Source organism: Pseudomonas chaetocerotis, from assembly GCF_015712105.2.
Taxonomy (GTDB): Bacteria; Pseudomonadota; Gammaproteobacteria; order Pseudomonadales; family Pseudomonadaceae; genus Aquipseudomonas; species Aquipseudomonas chaetocerotis.
Map to the genome: position 1 here is coordinate 169,781 of NZ_JACFYX020000004.1, position 19,098 is coordinate 188,878.

General features: G+C 51.3%; 17 protein-coding genes. All 17 read right to left on the reverse strand.

Translation table 11 applies throughout. From position 1 onward, the window contains the following. Positions 1-44 precede the first annotated feature (44 nt). The gene (locus tag H3221_RS09130) at positions 45-1,103 is read right to left on the reverse strand and encodes a glycosyltransferase family 2 protein (protein ID WP_196474065.1); all 1,059 of its coding nucleotides are present in this window, start codon (positions 1,101-1,103) and stop codon (positions 45-47) included. Next, positions 1,100-2,068, reverse strand: a complete 969-nt coding sequence (gene galE / locus H3221_RS09135; protein ID WP_196474064.1) for a UDP-glucose 4-epimerase GalE — start codon at positions 2,066-2,068, stop codon at positions 1,100-1,102. The genes H3221_RS09130 and galE overlap by 4 nt, the downstream gene beginning before the upstream one ends. Further along, positions 2,065-2,940 (reverse strand): alpha-1,2-fucosyltransferase, encoded by an 876-nt coding sequence (locus H3221_RS09140; RefSeq protein ID WP_196474063.1) that lies wholly within the window; start codon positions 2,938-2,940, stop codon positions 2,065-2,067. Before H3221_RS09140 ends, galE begins: the two co-directional genes overlap by 4 nt. After that, a complete protein-coding gene (locus H3221_RS09145; RefSeq protein WP_196474062.1) occupies positions 2,937-4,391 on the reverse strand; it encodes a polysaccharide biosynthesis protein in 1,455 nt (484 codons plus the stop codon). Before H3221_RS09145 ends, H3221_RS09140 begins: the two co-directional genes overlap by 4 nt. Continuing rightward, on the reverse strand, positions 4,375-5,394 hold the full coding sequence (locus H3221_RS09150) for a glycosyltransferase family 10 domain-containing protein (RefSeq protein ID WP_196474061.1): 1,020 nt from the start codon (positions 5,392-5,394) through the stop codon (positions 4,375-4,377). The genes H3221_RS09145 and H3221_RS09150 overlap by 17 nt, the downstream gene beginning before the upstream one ends. A gap of 4 nt (positions 5,395-5,398) precedes the next feature. Continuing rightward, positions 5,399-6,073 (reverse strand): FkbM family methyltransferase, encoded by a 675-nt coding sequence (locus tag H3221_RS09155; protein WP_196474060.1) that lies wholly within the window; start codon positions 6,071-6,073, stop codon positions 5,399-5,401. Between the two features lie 9 nt (positions 6,074-6,082). Then, positions 6,083-7,249: a DegT/DnrJ/EryC1/StrS family aminotransferase gene (locus tag H3221_RS09160; RefSeq protein WP_196474059.1), complete on the reverse strand. Its 1,167-nt coding sequence runs from the start codon at positions 7,247-7,249 to the stop codon at positions 6,083-6,085. Then, positions 7,246-8,175: a GDP-L-fucose synthase family protein gene (locus H3221_RS09165; RefSeq protein ID WP_196474058.1), complete on the reverse strand. Its 930-nt coding sequence runs from the start codon at positions 8,173-8,175 to the stop codon at positions 7,246-7,248. Before H3221_RS09165 ends, H3221_RS09160 begins: the two co-directional genes overlap by 4 nt. A 16-nt stretch (positions 8,176-8,191) precedes the next feature. After that, positions 8,192-9,277: a GDP-mannose 4,6-dehydratase gene (gene gmd / locus H3221_RS09170; protein ID WP_196474057.1), complete on the reverse strand. Its 1,086-nt coding sequence runs from the start codon at positions 9,275-9,277 to the stop codon at positions 8,192-8,194. Next, complete coding sequence (locus H3221_RS09175) at positions 9,274-10,719, reverse strand: mannose-1-phosphate guanylyltransferase/mannose-6-phosphate isomerase (protein ID WP_318011448.1); 1,446 nt, start codon at positions 10,717-10,719, stop codon at positions 9,274-9,276. Before H3221_RS09175 ends, gmd begins: the two co-directional genes overlap by 4 nt. Before the next feature lie 136 nt (positions 10,720-10,855). Continuing rightward, positions 10,856-11,692 carry an MBL fold metallo-hydrolase RNA specificity domain-containing protein gene (locus H3221_RS09180; RefSeq protein WP_196474055.1) on the reverse strand — a complete coding sequence of 279 codons (837 nt, stop codon included), beginning with the start codon at positions 11,690-11,692 and terminating at the stop codon, positions 10,856-10,858. Between the two features lie 230 nt (positions 11,693-11,922). Further along, a complete protein-coding gene (gene ihfB / locus H3221_RS09185) occupies positions 11,923-12,207 on the reverse strand; it encodes an integration host factor subunit beta (protein WP_025167342.1) in 285 nt (94 codons plus the stop codon). Between the two features lie 412 nt (positions 12,208-12,619). Next, the gene (gene rpsA, locus H3221_RS09190; RefSeq protein WP_061239651.1) at positions 12,620-14,302 is read right to left on the reverse strand and encodes a 30S ribosomal protein S1; all 1,683 of its coding nucleotides are present in this window, start codon (positions 14,300-14,302) and stop codon (positions 12,620-12,622) included. A gap of 149 nt (positions 14,303-14,451) precedes the next feature. Next, positions 14,452-15,117, reverse strand: coding sequence for a (d)CMP kinase (gene cmk / locus H3221_RS09195; protein WP_196474054.1), 666 nt, complete (start codon positions 15,115-15,117; stop codon positions 14,452-14,454). Then, positions 15,114-17,354 (reverse strand): bifunctional prephenate dehydrogenase/3-phosphoshikimate 1-carboxyvinyltransferase, encoded by a 2,241-nt coding sequence (locus H3221_RS09200; RefSeq protein ID WP_196474053.1) that lies wholly within the window; start codon positions 17,352-17,354, stop codon positions 15,114-15,116. The genes cmk and H3221_RS09200 overlap by 4 nt, the downstream gene beginning before the upstream one ends. After that, the gene (gene hisC / locus H3221_RS09205) at positions 17,351-18,460 is read right to left on the reverse strand and encodes a histidinol-phosphate transaminase (protein WP_196474052.1); all 1,110 of its coding nucleotides are present in this window, start codon (positions 18,458-18,460) and stop codon (positions 17,351-17,353) included. The genes H3221_RS09200 and hisC overlap by 4 nt, the downstream gene beginning before the upstream one ends. Before the next feature lie 188 nt (positions 18,461-18,648). Next, positions 18,649-19,020, reverse strand: a complete 372-nt coding sequence (locus H3221_RS09210; RefSeq protein WP_196474051.1) for an endonuclease domain-containing protein — start codon at positions 19,018-19,020, stop codon at positions 18,649-18,651. Positions 19,021-19,098 lie beyond the last annotated feature (78 nt).

The window sequence follows — 19,098 nt, forward strand, 5'->3', positions numbered from 1 at the left end:
ACAATTCTATTTTAAAAAAAATCATGGCATGCAGCATTTGGCATCTAACCATTCAAACGCCAATAGATGGCTTTGAGAAAACCAAAAGCCTTACTCTCCGACTTAATCCTTAGCTTACTTAACACCCACAATTTTAATCGAACTGAAAAAGAAGCGGGAGCTTCATGATGTAAATTAGCCCAGCGACTTGAAATATTTGAACACTGACTGGCCGCGCGGTAATACAAACGCAGCGATTGATCAGTCACAACTGCCCGTGCTTCACCAGTAGCATTGGCTAAGAGGCTATTTACTACGCTATCAACTTTATCCATGTCAACCCCCTCCTTAGACGAGCTCCTTAACTTGAGAATTTCCTGAAAATCGGCAGTAGATAACCCAAGGGATGAGGAGACACTCTGCCAATACTCTTGTCGTACTTTATGCGTCAAAATCTGCTGCTCACTAAGAGAGGCCGTTGATATTTGAGCACTGTGTTGACGGTACAGGAGTAGCGGCTCTGGTACGTTAGTCATACGCCATCCAGCCAAAAACGCCCGCCGCCAAAGATCATAATCCTCACATTTTTCCCAAGTAGCGTCATATGGCAACCCTTTCGCTAATGCTGCGCGCATCATTACCGTAGGGTGGGCAAATGGGCTCCCGAAAAGAAGCTCAACAGCAATAGCCTCGTGCGTCTCAGCATGTTTTATTACATGTTTAGATGAGGCACCAAATAAGCGTATCCAAGTTCCACAGATATCAGATTTTGTTACCTCCAATTGCTGCAACTGCCGCAGAAACCTATCAGGCAATGCAATGTCATCCGCATCCATGCGTGCTATCCATTTCCCCCGCGACTTTGCGACACCTTCATTAAGAGTGCTGACCAGCCCTCTATTTTCACGGGAAATTAGAATAATTCTAGAATCCAACTTTGCAAGGCGCTCTAGAATCGCAGCGGAGCCATCGGTCGAGCCATCATTGATGATAATAAGCTCGAATTCACGAACTTTTTGCACAAGAATCGACTGGACTGAAATCTCAATATGTTCGACCGCATTATATACGGGCAGTACGACCGAAATTAGAGGTTGATTTATCGAATCAGCATCGATCTTCATATACCTCTACACTCCCAGGCCCAAGCATGGCTAATAATGGCGTCTAAATCATAGAGCGGCTTCCATCCAAGCTCCTCACGAATTTTAGAGGAATCGGCCACCAACCGACTTGGATCACCCGGCCTACGCGGACCATATTTAACATGAGCCAATTGGCCAGTGACGTTTTCAACCGTACGAATGATATCCAAGACTGAATACCCTTCCCCATTACCCAAATTGTAGCTTTGACTCGAACCGCCACGAATTAAGTGATCAAGCGAAAGTATGTGTGCTTCGCAGAGATCACACACATGGACATAGTCTCGAATACAGGTACCATCGGGGGTATCGTAATCCGTCCCATAAATAGTCAAATTTTGATCTGCAGAATACGTAGCTCGCAGTGCGAGAGGAATTAAGTGTGTCTCGGGTTCGTGCTGCTCCCCAAGCTCCCCCTGAGGGTCAGCGCCAGCAGCGTTAAAATATCTGAGTGAAACCCATCGAACACCATGAGCAACCTCAAAACGTTTGAGCGCCCACTCTAACATCAGCTTACTCTCACCATATGCATTGATGGGAGATGACGGATGAGACTCGTTAATAGGAATGTAAATAGGTGAACCAAAAATCGCTGCGGTAGAAGAAAATATGAATTTTTTTACTCCACATTCCACCGCGGTGTTCAAAAGCGCTAGCGAAGCGGTGAAATTATTATAAAAATATTTTTCTGGCGATACGACCGACTCCGAAACGGAAGTTGATCCAGCAAAATGAATGACAGCATCATAGCGAGCCATCGTAAAAATCTTTTTCAGAAGAAGGACATCATCTGTGCGTCCTCTTATTAAAAAAGCGCTATGTTGCTCATTAACCACACCGGCGGACATATCATCCAAAATAGTGACATCAATATTAGATTGTAGCAGTCGCTTAACCATATGAGAGCCGATATACCCTGCTCCGCCAGTGACCAAAACTCTCATAATTTAATCCAGGCCTCAGGACACAAATCACTTGCGTCAGTACCGTTAACAAACCACGCCTCTGGAGCAATGACAATCTTATCAATACAAGGATTTAGCCAAGCTCCCCACCAACTAAATGAACTATTTGCAATTATGTGGTGATCACACCTGCTCATTAGCCGCATGTCGTTGTAGCTTTCGGTCCCTTTGTTATGCGAAACATAAAAATGGTCATATTCAAATTTAAGATTGGCCTTGACCCAATCAGGATCGTCTGAAAAAACGAAAAACACCGGATCCTTTACTTGCGCAGCGATGTAGTCCACTGCCTTTTTGTAATAGCCTATTGAACAGCAGGCATAAACGCTGGTATTAGCATAAGCAACATAGTCACCTCGCCGCACATGCAAACTCACAGAGTTTTTTTGCGTTATTTTTTTCAATAGCTCTTCATTGAGAGAACCAAGAGGCTCTTTAAACGCGAAATCTTTGCGAATGATGGACACACAGTCTGAAAAATATTTTTCACTTTGCCAATACCCGCTCAAATAACAATCACCAGGCACCAAGCGCATGCCTGGCCAGTAATTAAACGACGGCTCAATAATAAAGGAGCACTTTCTAATACGTTTAAATTCCGGGCGAGCGACTATTCGCCGCATATATTTAAAACCTTGCCATCCCAGAACCCTCGAGATCTCTTCGAAACCTGCCAAAGGGGTGTCGATATTGAACACTCGAAACAACTCAAAGCCTTGATGCAACGAACTACTTTCAAAAAAAGAAATATCAAGGGCCATTGTTTCATTTAAACGCAAGGACGCTGCACGCCCGGCTGCATACTGAAACATTTGGTTCCCTAAACCACCATATATTTGGTTTATGATCATCTGCCCCGTCCTAACTTGGCATTTAGCATTCGACCCAGCGCTGGGTTATTGTAAAGCAATATAAACAATGAGATTAGACCGATTGAACACAAGGTGATCATTACGATGAAAACATGCGCGAAAGAAATGAAAACGGGCAGGAAAAAAGCCACGCCCGACATAACTAGTGACAGCACGCAGGCGGCCACCAGGCCGGCACTATAAACTTTAAATTTAAGTTGCCCATACATTCTTAAAGCAAGCAACACTAGCATAATTACGCCCCCCACAATCAATGCAATGCCTGCCCACCATATTTCGAAACCTTTTAGGCCGAAAATGTAAAGTCCAAAATATATAAAAACCACACCAGCCGCATATGGTAGTACAAGCGTCCCTGTTGCTCGTTTAGCGTGAGCGGCGTTACTCAACAAGTTCGCGCTGACACGACAAAATTCCACAACAGTTCCGACAATAAAAAACTTTACTCCACCATAAAACTGGGCAGACACAAGGAGTTTTAACAGATAGGGCGCAGCTATAATGCTCAGCCCCATTAAGATCAGATAAGCAGGAAGCAAAATGCTCAGCAAATCAGATAGCGCACTCTGTTTTTCCTCATAATTAGCACCCTGACTAATGCGTTGGAAAAAATAAGGATACAAGAACTGAGTAGCAATTGACTCCGCCAACGACCACAACTGATATGCCAGCTGAAGTCCTATCGCAAAATAAGCAAGCTCTTTTAGCCCCCAATAACGCTCAACAACAAAACGGTACCCGCTTAGCTGCAACCACATCAGCCCTGTAGCTATTGCTAAAGGCACGCAATAAGCAAATATCGTTTTCCTATCGATCAACTTAACTATTCGTGGTTTTGAGTTTTTTCCAAAAACGCTTTTATGGATAATAAAACTAGCAATTCCGCCACCGATACTTAATCCAATCATCTGCCCTACAAACCAACCAGTGGCCGAAGGTTCCCAAGAGACGATATACATTGAGGCTGACAAGCTAGCACAAGAAGTGATCAATGTTAATATCACTGAGGAGCGCCTGAACCCTAACATATTAAGCATCGGAATTAACGTGGCATTCCAAGTACTGGCAACCACGGTCAAGTACATCGCAAACAACATCAGCGGTAACTGAGGCTGCATGAGGGGATCAATCAGTAGCCAAGCGGCTAAACTTCCAACGCTAGAAATTAAAAGCACATAGCCCCAATAACAATTCAAGCGGGGGCGTAATGTTTTATCTGAAAACCACGAATGAGTATTAAGGTTTATATATTGACCAATCGGATTTACAAGAAACAGGCCACAAAATGTTTGAACGGAAATCAGGAGAGCAAGCTCTCCGTACTGGTCCGGCGAAAGATATGTGGTTACCGCACGCACGGACGCAAGAGCAATAACTGCAGATAAAACCCTGCCTGCAGTTAGCCATAAAAAATCACTCCGCTCGCTCAAGGTCTCGCACTATCGAACTGACGATAGTCTCCGCAAAAAACTCAGAACTAAAAGGGTAAGCAGCATCACTTGCTAAGAAATTTGAAATTCTTTGTTGATAGCCAACAAACTCACCTTCCGTCATGGCCTTGAGAAATCTATAGAGATCCTCCATGCTTTCAAAAGCTCGCCTATCAATAAAGCAATCTGCAGGAATATACTCATTAATATTCGACGCCCCCCAATAGACAGGAACGCACCCAGAAATAAAACAATCGAAAATTTTCTCCGTAATATAACCAGGCAAATCCCTAACATTTTCATAACATATAGAAAATTTTGCACGAGATAAAACTTGACATTTGCTATCAATGCGCCCCTTATAGCTTGGAAAAAAAACCACCTTATGTATCTTCCCTAATTTATTCCATATGTGCCTATTAGCTTTCCCCAACAGCCCAACTGTTGATTTAGGCAAGTTCCAGCCGGCCCCATATAGATCAAAATCATGAGGTGCATTTTTTTCAAACCACCGGATGGCCTTGACTCGCTCTACATAGAGATCTCTCGAATCACGAATAGCTAGACTTTTATTGCTAGCAATCAAAACGCAAAAACGATCTCTATCAGAAAATCCGCCACTGGGAGCTAGTTTAATAAAATTTGGAAAATTAATTTTAATGAATTTTTCACCATCTACCAAATCATCATTCCAGGTGAAAACCCTCCTATAACCACTAAAGTTCTTAATCACACCATTCTCAGGAATTATCTGAGGAGTTTCCATTAACAATAGATAACTATTTCTTACTCCCTGACGATCCGCTTGAATGTCCATATCGAGAACAACTGGGACCTGTTCAACTAGGTCAATAGTATCAATAGCAATCCCAACACTTAAAAACGACTTTTTCATTAACCAAAAAGGATAAAAACAATTATCCCTATTAAGAGGATGCTGTAAATCGAAAATGGCGTTTCTCAAAAAACCATTTGCGCGAAACCCTATTGCTCGAACCTGCATCAGTTTATCTCTTTAAACGCCAGCTTTCCCAAACAAACTCATAGTTCCAAATTTCTTCGTGGGTTACACACAATGCATCTCTAATATTCTTTCTCTTTCGATCCGCATCATCGACAAAATTATGAAACTGAATTTGTAGGTTATCAATGCTATTGATAAGTCCCGATTCTATAATACGCGGCAAAATATCAAATTCCCCACCCTCGATATTTATTTTTAGAAGATCTACACGCTCAACATTAAGTTCTCTAACTGATTCGACAATATCGCGCACCTCAACCATCGTAACGTCAGCATTCTTTGCACGCTGAGTAAAACTAGAGGCATTATCAGAAAGAGCTATCTCCCAGCGAGCATTTTCTGTTGCCAAGCCATAATTCATACATATGATATCTGAATTACCCTTAAATCGCTCAACACAGCTATTGTAAAAGCTAGAGACGGGCTCAAAAACATAAACCTTGCACTTGTATTTTTTGTTTATGTCATCTGCAAAATCCCCTAGGTATCCGCCCAAATCAAGAACAACACTATTGGCGGATAGGGGATAGTCCAAGCGCAAAGTACTATCACCTTCATCCCTAAACCAGCGGGAAGCTTCTAGCAGAAACGGATCACGACAAATATTCTTGCGATAAATAAAAATTATTTTTCGCTTAACTTTATCTAAAAAATTCATTTCAGCTCACTATATTGAAACAAGCGCCGCAATGGCATCAGAGATAGGGTAGTGATGATTGCCGATAAAAAGACCATTGGCGTCTATGTACTCCGCATTCTTTAGCTCACCAAACACTTCAGAGTTGAAATATTTAACGACCTCATTTTTTGCAAAATTCCCAGCAACAATGGGACGGCACTCAAATCCTTTCGCCACTAATTTTTCCACCAACTTTTTCCGAGTTAATTTACTGCTTTGACGTATTACCAGGCTGAATCCAAACCAACTAGAAGCACCGATTTCTTTTTGAATTAAAAGATCAGGGTGCATACTCATGCTTGACTGCAGAAGAGCTCCATTTTTTTGACGCGCCTCAATCATAGCCGGTAAGCGTTTTACCTGCTCAATCCCAAGTGCACCTTCTAACTCTAATGGCCTTACGTTATAGCCAGGCAACACAAAGCGAAATGACTCCTCAAACGGGTCATCACTTTTTTTATCACAAACAAGATTCTCTTTAGGTAAATTCCTGGTCCAACCATGAGCACGTAGAGAAAGCAATATCTGATAAAGTTCTTCGTCATCTGTAACGATCAATCCACCTTCCATTGTGGATATATGGTGGCTAAAGAAAGAGCTAAAGCTCCCCATTACTCCAAAAGTACCCGCGTGTTTGTCGTTATAGGTCGCCCCCATTGATTCACAGTTATCTTCAACCAGAACAATATTACGACCCCCAATGATCTCGTTGATGCGATTGAAATCATTAGGATTACCGAGCAAGTTGACGGCCATAATAGCTCGCGTATCGCTGCTTACTGCTTGAGAGAGCTGATCAAGATCATAATTGAGCGTATTAATATCAACATCGACGAACTTTATTTTCAGTCCGTATTGATAAAGCGGATAATAAGTTGTACTCCAAGAAACAGCGGGAACAATAATCTCATCTCCTCGCTTTAACTTTAACATTGGGTTTTTCGTATAAAACAAAGCTGCAATGATCAGCAGATTCGCGGAAGAGCCGGAATTCACCATCACGCAATGCTTGCTTCCTACATACTGCGCAAATTTTTGTTCGAATAACTGAACATTTTCGCCCATGGTAAACATGCCAGAAGAAATGACCCTTTGCATAGCATCGATTTCTTCTTTGCCCCACGAAGAAGTTGCAAGCGGAAATATTACACTCATTGACAGTGCTCCAAATAATAGCGATAGGTCTTTTCTATACCATCGTGCAGTTGATACTTCGCGCGCCACCCCCACTCATGAAGGCGGTCGACATTCATCAATTTGCGGGCCATTCCGACGGGTTTGCTAACATCATGTACAAAGGAGCCGTCGTAGCCCATTACCAAGGCAGCAGCTTCATAGAATTCATTAATGGAATAATCATAGCCCAAGCCAACATTCATAGTATTCGGCAAACTATCGAAGCTATCTATCGCACGCATGATGGCATCTGCTAAGTCTTCACCATACATGAACTCGCGCCGAGCAGTACCATCGCCCCAGATATCAACCTCTCGCTGCTGCAAGGTTTTGGCCTTATGAATTTTATCGATGATCGCCGGTACAAGATGGGAATTGAGAGGATCAAACTTGTCATACCGCCCATATATATTGCACGGTATGAGGGTTTTGTAGTTATACGCTCCATCTTCCCGCATTATATATTCACATAGCTTAGCCGTAGTAATCTTAGCTAAAGCGTAACCTTCATTCGTTGGTTCTAACTCCCCCTTGAGCATCATGTCCTCAACAAGGGCTGAAGAATGATTTTTGGGGTACATGCATGAGCTACCGAGATTCAGCAGCTTTTTAACACCAGTTTTTTTTGCTGCCGAAACTATATTTCGGCCCATGTCTAAATTTTCAACAAGAAACCGAACCGGCTCGCGAATATTCGCTTGTATACCACCCACTCGACCAGCTGCATGGACGATGATATCCGGTTGATGGTCATTCAGATATTGCTCTACCTGAGAATAATTACATAAATCCAACTGATTGCTACGTGGAGCCAAAACAATATAGTTATGCAAAGCAGAATGCTCAAGGACATTACGCCCGACCATTCCGCCGCTACCGGTCAATAAAATCTTCTGCTTTTTCATCGATTAGGCCCGTAACTTACTCTTTAGGGCCAAAAGTTGAATAACCGTGCTTACCAACTAGCTGGTCACGCTCAGCACTTTTAAGATCCTCTCGGACCATTTCCTCTACGAGCTCGGCGAATGTTATTTTGGGTGTCCAACCCAATTTAGCCTTAGCTTTGGAAGCATCTCCAAGTAAGGTTTCTACCTCTGTCGGTCTGAAGTAACGAGGATCCACGGCAACGATGCACTTTCCGTTACTATCGTATCCCTTTTCCTCTACACCCTGACCCTTCCAAAAAACTTCAATGCCTAACTCTTTTGCCGCTACGTTAACGAAATCCCTTACACTGTATTGAACACCGGTGGCGATTACAAAATCCTCAGGCTGCTCTTGCTGCAACATCAACCATTGCATCTCTACGTAGTCCTTTGCGTGCCCCCAGTCTCGCAATGAATCCATATTGCCCAAATAAAGACAATCTTGGAGGCCCAATTTTATTCTCGCCAACGCTCTCGTAATTTTTCGAGTAACGAAGGTCTCGCCGCGGATTGGACTTTCATGATTAAACAAAATTCCGTTACAGGCATAGATGCCATATGCTTCACGGTAATTTACTGTAATCCAGTATGCATACAATTTAGCAACAGCATATGGACTCCTAGGATAGAACGGTGTGGTTTCTTTCTGAGGGATCTCCTGAACCAACCCATAGAGCTCAGATGTAGATGCCTGGTAAAAGCGCGTTTTTTGTTCGAGTCCCAAAATTCGTATTGCTTCGAGTATCCGCAACGCTCCTAACGCATCGGAGTTTGCCGTATATTCCGGCTCTTCAAATGACACCGCAACGTGACTTTGTGCAGCAAGATTATAAATCTCGTCAGGTTGTACTTTTTGAATAATATGAGTAAGACTTGAAGAATCTGTCATATCTCCGTGATGTAAAAAAAACGGCTTTCCCGACTCATGTGCATCATGAAATAGATGATCTATTCGTGCGGTATTAAATAGAGAGCTCCGTCTTTTGATACCGTGAACTTCATATCCCTTCTCAAGCAGAAGCTCTGCCAAATAAGCTCCATCTTGCCCTGTTACACCTGTAATAAGCGCCTTTCTAGTCATTTCACTCTACCGTAATTATCTTCGAACCTAATGATATCGCTCTCGTCTAGATAGCTTCCAGACTGAATTTCTATGATTTCCAATTCGATCATTCCCGGATTCGACAAACGATGGACCTCACCGACAGGAATATAGGTCGACTGGTTTTCGCTTAATAAAAAAACCTCATTACCACGCGTAACCTCAGCAGCTCCTTTAACAACAATCCAGTGTTCCGCGCGATGATGATGTTTTTGCAGCGATAGCGACCTGCCAGGTCGCACACCTATCCGCTTAACCTGAAAGCGCTCGCCAACATCAATGCTGTCATACCAGCCCCACGGACGGTGTACCTTGCGGTGAAGGGCGTGCTCCTCGCGAGACTGCTGGTTAAGCAGGCTGACAATCTGCTTAACGTCCTGGCAGCGACTTCTATCTGCAACCAGAACCGCATCTGCTGTTTCAATCACCACGAGGTTCTCAACTCCGGCCAGTGCTACAAGGCGGCTGCTGGCATGCACAAGCGAATTGCCGCTGTCGGCTATCAACACATCACCGTGAAGGGCATTACCTTTTTCGTCCTTGGGCGAGACGCTCCATACAGCATCCCAGGCACCCAGATCACTCCAGCCGGCATTCAGAGGTAGCATTCTGATGGGAAAGCCACTACCGGGGCATTTCTCCATAACGGCGTAATCGATCGATTCGCTAGGTGTTGCAGCAAAAGCTTCGCTATCAGGCCGAATAAAGGCGCCATCAATCCGCTTTTCCGTCCAGCTCTTCAAGGCAGCCTGAAGAATATCGGGCCGAAAGCTCTCCAGGGCCGCTAACCATACCGATGCCTTGAGTACGAATAAGCCTGCATTCCAGTAGTAACCGCCCTCATCCAAGTAGGCTTGAGCAGTGTCCCGGTCGGGTTTCTCTACAAAGCGCTCGACAGCTGCAACCGTCTCGTTGTCAGAAGCCACCTTGATATAGCCATAGCCGGTTTCAGGCCTGTCAGGGGTAATGCCGAGAATGACGATGTTGTCCTCAAGCGCAGACTCAACCGCTCGCTGCATCGCAACGCGGAAAGCTTCGTCATCAGTGATGGCTTGATCTGCCGGGGTAACCACGAGCACTGGATCTGTTCCTGCTTCGCGTGCAGCCAAGGCAGCCAGTGTCAGTGCCGGCGCGGTGTTACGCCCTACTGGCTCGAGCAGGAATGTCGCATTGTTGACCCCAAGCTCCCTGAGTTGCTCTTGTGCCAAAAAGCGGTGTTCTTCATTGCAAACGATGTAAGGCAAGGAAGGGGCCCCGCTCGACTCACTGCCACCCAGGAGGCGCTTTATGGACTGTTGGAACAAGCTGTCATTGCCCACCAGGCAAAGGAACTGCTTTGGAAAGCCTGACCGCGACAACGGCCACAGCCGCGTACCTGATCCGCCGCACAGCACTACTGGTTGAATGGGGTTAGTTGGCATCATGAAACGTTGAACCTGTGTGATGGGTACTTATCTAGGCAATGGCAAACCGGTTTCTTTCCAGCCCAATCAAACTCTAGATAGAGTGACAAAGCCTCAGATCTACTGGGCGCCTACGCAAAGGAATGGCAACGGCTCACCCCATCCCGGTCTCCTCATCAATGCCTGGCAACAGGATGTCTACATCACTGCTCTGGTCGACATAGCGCTCTCGCAATGCACCAGCCAAAGCACGTCTAGCTGGCTTCTCGCCATGTACCGGACGGATTTCATTTGGCCACGCGCTCATACGACTGACAAACCTTACCAGCCCTGACTGATCCGCATGAGCTGAATAACCGCCTATGGTATGCACCTGAGCCCGAATGTCATAGCGCTGCCCGTCAAATTCCACATAGCCATTACGTGAGCCAACGCACTGGGCCTGTCGCACCGGTGTTCCTGTAGCCTGGCAGCCGAAGGTCAACACATCATGCCGCGCATCACCCCGCATGACCTTGAGGTAGTTGACGATACGCCCACTGGAGCAAATGTCGTTGCCAGTGATCGCAATAGCTGGCTGATCGGTTTGCGTTGAGGCGAGGATAGGTAGCTCGATCAGCTTTAAGTCACGCTCGACCTTTTTTGGGTCGCGACTGAAACCGAGCTTGAAGGCATCCTTGAGGACGATGAGCAGCGCCCAGACCGACGACTCAGTACGGAAAATTGGGCGTTTGCAGCTGACCGCGCGGAGGCCGGGCATGGGGCCAACGTAGTCGGTATGAGCAGTGACTGCGACCAGCGCCTTGATGCCGTCCAGAGAGAAATCCGGTGCGAGGCTGCCTGCGCCTGCCCGGCCCGCAGAAGAGGTTTCGGCGCTTTGAAAGAGGCCGCTGTCAATCAGCAACGCATACTTATCGTCCACCTGCAACTGATGGCATGAGCCCGTCACGCCTGTTGTGGCGCCGTGATGAACAATGGAGGGGTACCGCACGAGTCAATCCCTTAACGCTGAGGAAAATTTAAAGGGACTCGGCCCAGTAGTGCGGATGACTGTTCAGAGAATGGTAATTAACTGAACCAGCTGGAAATTTGGCAACGACGCGCCCTGTGAAAGCCCGCACATTTTGCCGGTTTTCCATGATTTCGCAAGCATGACAAAAGCGTGACGCCAGGCGATCGCCTGATCAGGAGACTTGCACCAGCGAGAAGGACAAAGCGCTGTCACTCGTCCTCATTGACCCGGTCACGCAGCTCCTTACCCGGTTTGAAATGCGGCACGAACTTGCCATCCAGGCAGACAGATTGGCCGGTTTTCGGGTTGCGCCCAACGCGCGGCGCACGGTAATGCAGCGAGAAGCTGCCAAAGCCACGAATCTCGATGCGATCCCCCGTGGCCAGTGCCTGGGACATTTGCTCCAGCATGGTCTTGATGGCTAACTCGACATCCTTGGAGGACAGCTGACCCTGATGAGTGACAATTCTTTCGATCAACTCCGACTTGGTCATGGTTTTCCCTTCTTTTTCAAGCGGCTAGAAGACTCGACGGTTCGGTTGTAGCACGCGGGTCAGCTTTTGAACAGCCTAAAAAACAAGGTGTTAGCGCAATCTGAGGACAGAACCGCGCCATACGACACGCAAGAGGCTTACATCGGGACATAAAACGGTTTGTCGACCCCGGGGCTGGCAAGCCTTTCCTGGACGGCCGAAGCAAAGCGCATCCGCGCACCCAGCGATCAACGACAGGAAAAAGCTGCGAGCAGCCCCATCAGACGACCCAGACAATTGAGCGTGCCGAATGCTGTGGGGATGCACTGCCTAGCAGAGCAAAACATCGCCTGGTGCGCGCGGCGCACCCTACGGGATACGGAAACGAAAAAGGGCGGCCCGAGGGCCGCCCTTTTTGATGAATTACCCGAACTTAGTTCTGGTTTTCCATCTGTGCACGGATCAGATCACCAATGGTGGTCGGGCCGGTGCTTTCAACGTCTTGCTTGTTACGCAGTTCCTTCATCGCGTCTTTCTCGTCTTCAACGTCTTTCGACTTGACGGACAGGCTGATGACGCGGGACTTGCGGTCGACGCTGATGATCTTGGCTTCTACTTCGTCGCCTTCTTTCAGGACGTTGCGCGCGTCTTCAACGCGGTCACGGCTGATTTCGGAGGCTTTCAGGGTAGCTTCGATCTCGTTGCCCAGGTCGATGATGGCGCCCTTGGCGTCTACTTCTTTCACAACGCCACGGACGATAGTGCCCTTGTCGTTGATGGAGACGTAGTTGCTGAACGGATCGTCTTCCAGCTGCTTGATGCCCAGGGAGATGCGCTCGCGCTCCGGGTCAACCGACAGGATGACGGTTTCCAGCTCGTCGCCCTTCTTGAAGCGACGCACGGCTTCTTCGCCGGCTTCGTTCCAGGAGATGTCGGACAAGTGAACCAGACCGTCGATGCCGCCATCCAGACCAATGAAGATACCGAAATCGGTGATCGACTTGATGGTGCCGGAGATCTTGTCACCCTTGTTGAACTGACCGGAGAAGTCTTCCCACGGGTTGGTCTTGCACTGCTTGATACCCAGGGAGATACGACGACGCTCTTCGTCGATGTCCAGAACCATGACTTCCACTTCGTCGCCGACGTTGACGACTTTCGACGGGTGGATGTTCTTGTTGGTCCAGTCCATTTCGGAAACGTGTACCAGGCCTTCCACGCCCTCTTCCAGCTCGGCGAAGCAGCCGTAGTCGGTGAGGTTGGTGACGCGGGCAACAACGCGGGTGTTTTCCGGGTAACGAGCCTTGATGGCAACCCATGGGTCTTCACCCAGTTGCTTCAGGCCCAGGGATACGCGGTTACGCTCGCGATCGTACTTCAGAACCTTGACGTCGATCTCGTCGCCAACGTTGACGATCTCGGACGGGTGCTTGATGCGCTTCCAAGCCATGTCGGTGATGTGCAGCAGGCCGTCTACGCCGCCCAGGTCAACGAACGCACCGTAGTCGGTGAGGTTCTTGACGATACCTTTGACTTGCTGGCCTTCCTGCAGGGATTCCAGCAGCGCTTCGCGCTCGGCGCTGTTCTCGGCTTCCAGGACGCTGCGACGGGAAACGACAACGTTGTTGCGCTTCTGGTCCAGTTTGATGACCTTGAACTCGAGCTCTTTGCCTTCCAGGTGAGTGGTGTCACGCACCGGACGGACGTCAACCAGGGAACCCGGCAGGAACGCGCGGATGCCGTTGACGTCAACGGTGAAGCCGCCTTTGACCTTACCGTTGATAACGCCCTTGACCACTTCTTCAGCGTTGAACGCAGCTTCCAGAACCAGCCAGGACTCAGCGCGCTTGGCTTTCTCGCGGGACAGCTTGGTTTCACCGAAGCCATCTTCAACCGCGTCCAGCGCGACGTGGACTTCGTCACCGACCTTGATGGTCAGCTCGCCTTGTTCGTTGAAGAACTGGTCGAGCGGGATGACGCCCTCGGACTTCAGACCGGCGTGAACGGTAACCCAGTCACCGTCGATGTCGACCACGATACCGGTGATGATGGCGCCCGGCTGCATGTCGAGGGATTTCAGGCTTTCTTCAAATAGTTCTGCAAAGCTTTCGCTCATGTTGATTCCTGTTGATCAAGGGCGGGGATTCGCCCAAACCACATTCCAGACCATGTGGGTTCGTTCATGTAAAAAGAGGCCTACGGGACAAGGACTGGTCTCCCGTATGCCTCCTTGCGAGTCCGTCAGCTTATAGCAGCTGCGACTCTCTACCCGGCAAGATCGCGATCAGCGACCTCGCTCAGAATTCGTTCAAGTACCTGCTCGATGGAAAGCTCGGTGGAATCCAGCACGATTGCATCGGCTGCCGGTTTGAGCGGAGCCACCGCGCGCTGGGTATCGCGCTCGTCGCGCGCCCGTATCTCGTCGAGAAGACTCGCGAGATTAACATCATCGCCCTTGGCCTTCAACTGCAAGTAGCGGCGACGCGCACGCTCCTCGGCGCTGGCGGTCAGGAAAATCTTCAGCGGCGCGTCGGCGAACACCACAGTGCCCATGTCGCGACCGTCTGCCACCAGGCCTGGCATCTCCTGAAACGCGCGCTGACGCTGCAGCAGCGCTTCGCGTACGGCCGGCAGCGAGGCGACCATGGAAGCGCCCGCCCCTATCTGCTCGTTACGGATGGCGTCGGTCACCTCCTCGCCTTCGAGGATGATGCGCTTTTCGATGAACTGCACATCCAGATGCGCGGCCAACTGCTTGAGCGACTCTTCGTTGGTCAGGTCGATGCCGTGGTTGCCAGCGGCGAAGGCCAGCAGGCGATAGAGCGCACCGGAGTCGAGCAGATTCCAGCCCAGCTGCTTGGCCAGCAAGGCGCAAAGCGTGCCCTTGCCCGACCCGCTCGGCCCGTCGACGGTGATTACCGGGGCGCTCATGCGTTGCCCTCTACGGCCACATTGATACCGACTTCGGCCGCCAGAGCAAGGAAGTTGGGGAAGGAAGTGGCGACGTTGGCACAATCATGGATACGGATCGGCGCACTGGCGCGCAGCGAGGCGACGCTGAAGGACATGGCGATACGGTGGTCGCCATGCGCCCAGACTTCGCCACCGCCAATGGCGCCGCCTTCGATGATGATGCCGTCCGGTGTCGGTTCGGCTTTCACACCCAGCGCGACCAGGCCGTCAGCCATGACCTGGATGCGGTCGGACTCTTTCACCCGCAGCTCTTCGGCGCCGCGCAACACGGTGCGACCTTCAGCACAGGCGGCGGCGACGAACAGTACCGGGAATTCATCGATGGCCAGCGGCACCAGATCTTCCGGGATATCGATGCCTTTAAGCTTGGCCGCACGCACGCGGATGTCAGCCACTGGCTCGCCGCCGACTTCACGCTGATTTTCCAGGGTGATGTCGCCGCCCATCAGCTTGAGAATGTCGATCACACCAGTGCGGGTCGGGTTGATGCCGACGTGCTCGAGCACCAGCTCGGAACCTTCAGCGATGCTGGCGGCGACCAGGAAGAACGCCGCCGAGGAAATATCCGCCGGCACTTCGATACGCGTGGCGGTCAGCTTGTGGCCGGACTCGACGCAGGCAGTGCTGCCGTCGACGCTGACCGGATAGCCGAAGCCGCGCAGCATGCGCTCGGTGTGATCACGGGTCGGTGCCGGCTCGGTCACCGAAGTGCTACCAGCGGCGTACAGGCCGGCGAGCAGCAGACAGGACTTGACCTGGGCGCTGGCCATGGGCATGTCGTAGGCCATGCCGGTCAGGCGCTGACCGCCCTTGATGGTGAGCGGCGGACGACCTTCAGGGCCAGTCTCGATCACCGCCCCCATTTCACGCAGCGGCTTGGCCACGCGATTCATCGGGCGCTTGGACAGCGAAGCATCACCGGTGAGGGTGGTGTCGAACGGCTGCGCCGCCAGCAGACCAGAGAGCAGGCGCATGGAGGTGCCGGAGTTACCCATGTACAGCGGGCCAACCGGGGCTTTCAGGCCATGCAGACCGACGCCGTGGATGGTCACGCGACCATGGTGCGGGCCTTCGATGACCACGCCCATGTCGCGGAACGCTTGCAGCGTGGCCAGGGCGTCTTCGCCTTCGAGGAAGCCTTCGACCTCGGTGGTACCTTCAGCCAGCGAACCCAGCATGATCGAGCGGTGCGAGATGGATTTGTCACCCGGTACGCGGATACGTCCAGCCAGCGAGCTACCAGGTTTTGCCAGGAAAATCAGATCGGTCGAGTGCATAGCGTCCACATAGGCCCTGCGGGCCAGAATTTTGCTGAAATGTTCGCGGGCCACGCGGGCGCGCGTGAACACGCCCAGCAATTGATGCCCATCCCCGGCGTCGACCGCGCCGCGCAGGGCGTCGAGGTCGTCGCGAAACGTATCCAGTGTGCGTAGCACGGCCTCGCGGTTGGCGAGGAAGATATCGTGCCACATCACCGGGTCACTGCCGGCGATCCGCGTGAAGTCGCGGAAACCACCAGCGGCATAACGGAAAATTTCCAGGTTCTCGCTGCGCTTGGCCAGCGAGTCAACCAGGGTAAACGCCAGCAGGTGCGGCAGATGACTGGTGGCAGCAAGTACCTGGTCGTGATGTTCCACCTCCATCGACTCGACATCCGCGCCTAGCTCGCGCCAGAGCCCTTCGACCAGCGCCAGAGCGGCCTCATCGCTGTACTCGCACGGCGTGAGAATGACCTTATGGCGACGGAACAGCTCCGCGTTGGCGGCCTCCACCCCGCTCTGCTCGGAGCCCGCAATGGGGTGGCCGGGCACCAGACGCACAGCCTTGCCGGAAAATGCCAGGCGCGCCGCACGCACGACATTACCCTTGGCGCTACCGACGTCGGTCAGTACGGCATTGCCGAGATCGATCCTGGCCAGCTGGGCAAGCACCTTCTCCATGGCCAGGATAGGCACTGCCAGCTGGATGACATCAGCCCCCTGACAGGCGGCTGCAAGGTCGCTCTCGCAACGATCGACAACGCCCAACTGCACCGCCAAGCGACACGATTCGGCGTCCAGATCGACCCCCACGACCTCCCGGCAGAGGCCGCGCTCACGCAGCCCTTTGGCGAAGGAACCACCGATCAGGCCGAGGCCGACCACCACCAGGCGGCCGATCTTAGGGGCATTCGATTGCACTGCAGTGACAGTCACGCCGACAGCACCTTGGCCAGTGCCTCGAGGAAACGCGCGTTCTCTTTCGGCAGGCCGATGGAGACGCGTAGGAAATTCGGCATGCGGTAACCGGCCATCGGCCGCACGATCACCCCTTCTCGCAGCAGCGCCTGGTTGATCGCAGCAGTGTCGCGAGCAAAATCGACGGCGATGAAGTTGCCCTTGGAAGCAATCCAGCTCAGGCCCAGGGCACGCAAGCCGTCTTCCAGCTGCTGCATGCCGGCATCGTTCAAGCGACGGCTCTCGGCCAGGTAATCGACATCGGCCAGCGCGGCGCAGGCTGCGGCCAGCGCGAGGCTGTTGACGTTGAACGGCTGGCGCACGCGGTTGAGCACATCGGCGATGGCCGGCGAGCTGATGGCATAGCCGACACGCAACGAAGCCAGGCCGTAGGCCTTGGAGAAGGTGCGCGAGACCAGCAGGTTCGGATAGCGCGCCAGGTAATCAAGACCATCTGGCAGTTCGTCGCCTTCGGCGTACTCGATATAGGCTTCGTCCAGCACTACCAGCACCGATTCCGGCACCTTGGCCAGGAAGGTCTCCAGAGCATCCGGGCCAAACCAGGTACCGGTCGGATTATTCGGGTTGGCAATGAAGACGACGCGGGTGTTGTCGTCGATGGCGGCAAGCATCGCCTGCAGGTCGTGAGCGTAATCCTTGGCCGGCACGATCTTGCCCTGCGCGCCGACTGCCTGGGTGGCGATGGGGTAAACCGCGAAGGCGTAGTCGCTGAACACGGCGTTGAGACCGGGCGCCAGATAGGCACGGGCTACCAGTTCGAGGATGTCGTTGGAACCATTGCCCAACGTCACCTGCGCGGCGTCGACGCCGTAGCGAGCGGCCAAGGCAGTCTTGAGGGTGAATCCATTGCCATCCGGGTAGCGGGTCAGCTCGTCCAGTTCCGCACGAATCGCCGCCAGCACCTTGGCGCTGGGACCAAGCGGGTTCTCGTTGCTTGCCAGCTTGACGATGCCGGCCGGATCGAGCCCCAGCTCACGAGCCAACTCGTCGACGGGCTTGCCAGGCACGTAGGGGGACAGCTTTTGCACGCCTGGCTGGGCCAAGGCGATGAAATCACAGCTCATTTGCAAACCTCTTCAATCCAATTGCCCGCGGTACGCCCTGCCCTCACCCTTAAACCCTCTCTCAAGGGGAGAGGGGAACCGAGCGACTGCGACTGTAAGACCGCGTTCCGCAGGCTACATCCCAAATTAGAGACGCCTGTGATTCGCTCCCCTCGCCCTCCGGGAGAGGTGTTGGGGTGAGGGGGCTTTCAGCGATCAGAAGCAATCCGCTCGCTAGCCACCCGATAAATCTCCTGCAACACAGCCTCGGTTTCCTTCAAGGCCTGATCATTCCAAAAGCGCAGCACCATGATGCCTTCACGCTCTAAATCCAACGTTCTTGCAGCGTCGTCTTCACCACCGTGCTGAGAACCATCCAACTCCACCGCCAATTTCGCCGCCTCACAGAAAAAGTCGACGATATAAGGTGGCAACGGATGCTGCCGGCGAAACTTCAAACCGCCCAGCCGCCCCGACCGCAGGCAATACCACAGACGCACCTCGGCATCCGTAGCCGCGATGCGCAATTCCCTCGCGCGCTGTTTGTGCCATGCGGGGAGCGGTCTGTATTGAGGTGGCATCCTTGCCCTCTCTTGAAATTGTGGTGACTCCTACCCTCACCCCCGCCCCTCTCCCGGAGGGAGAGGGGAGACCAGCAA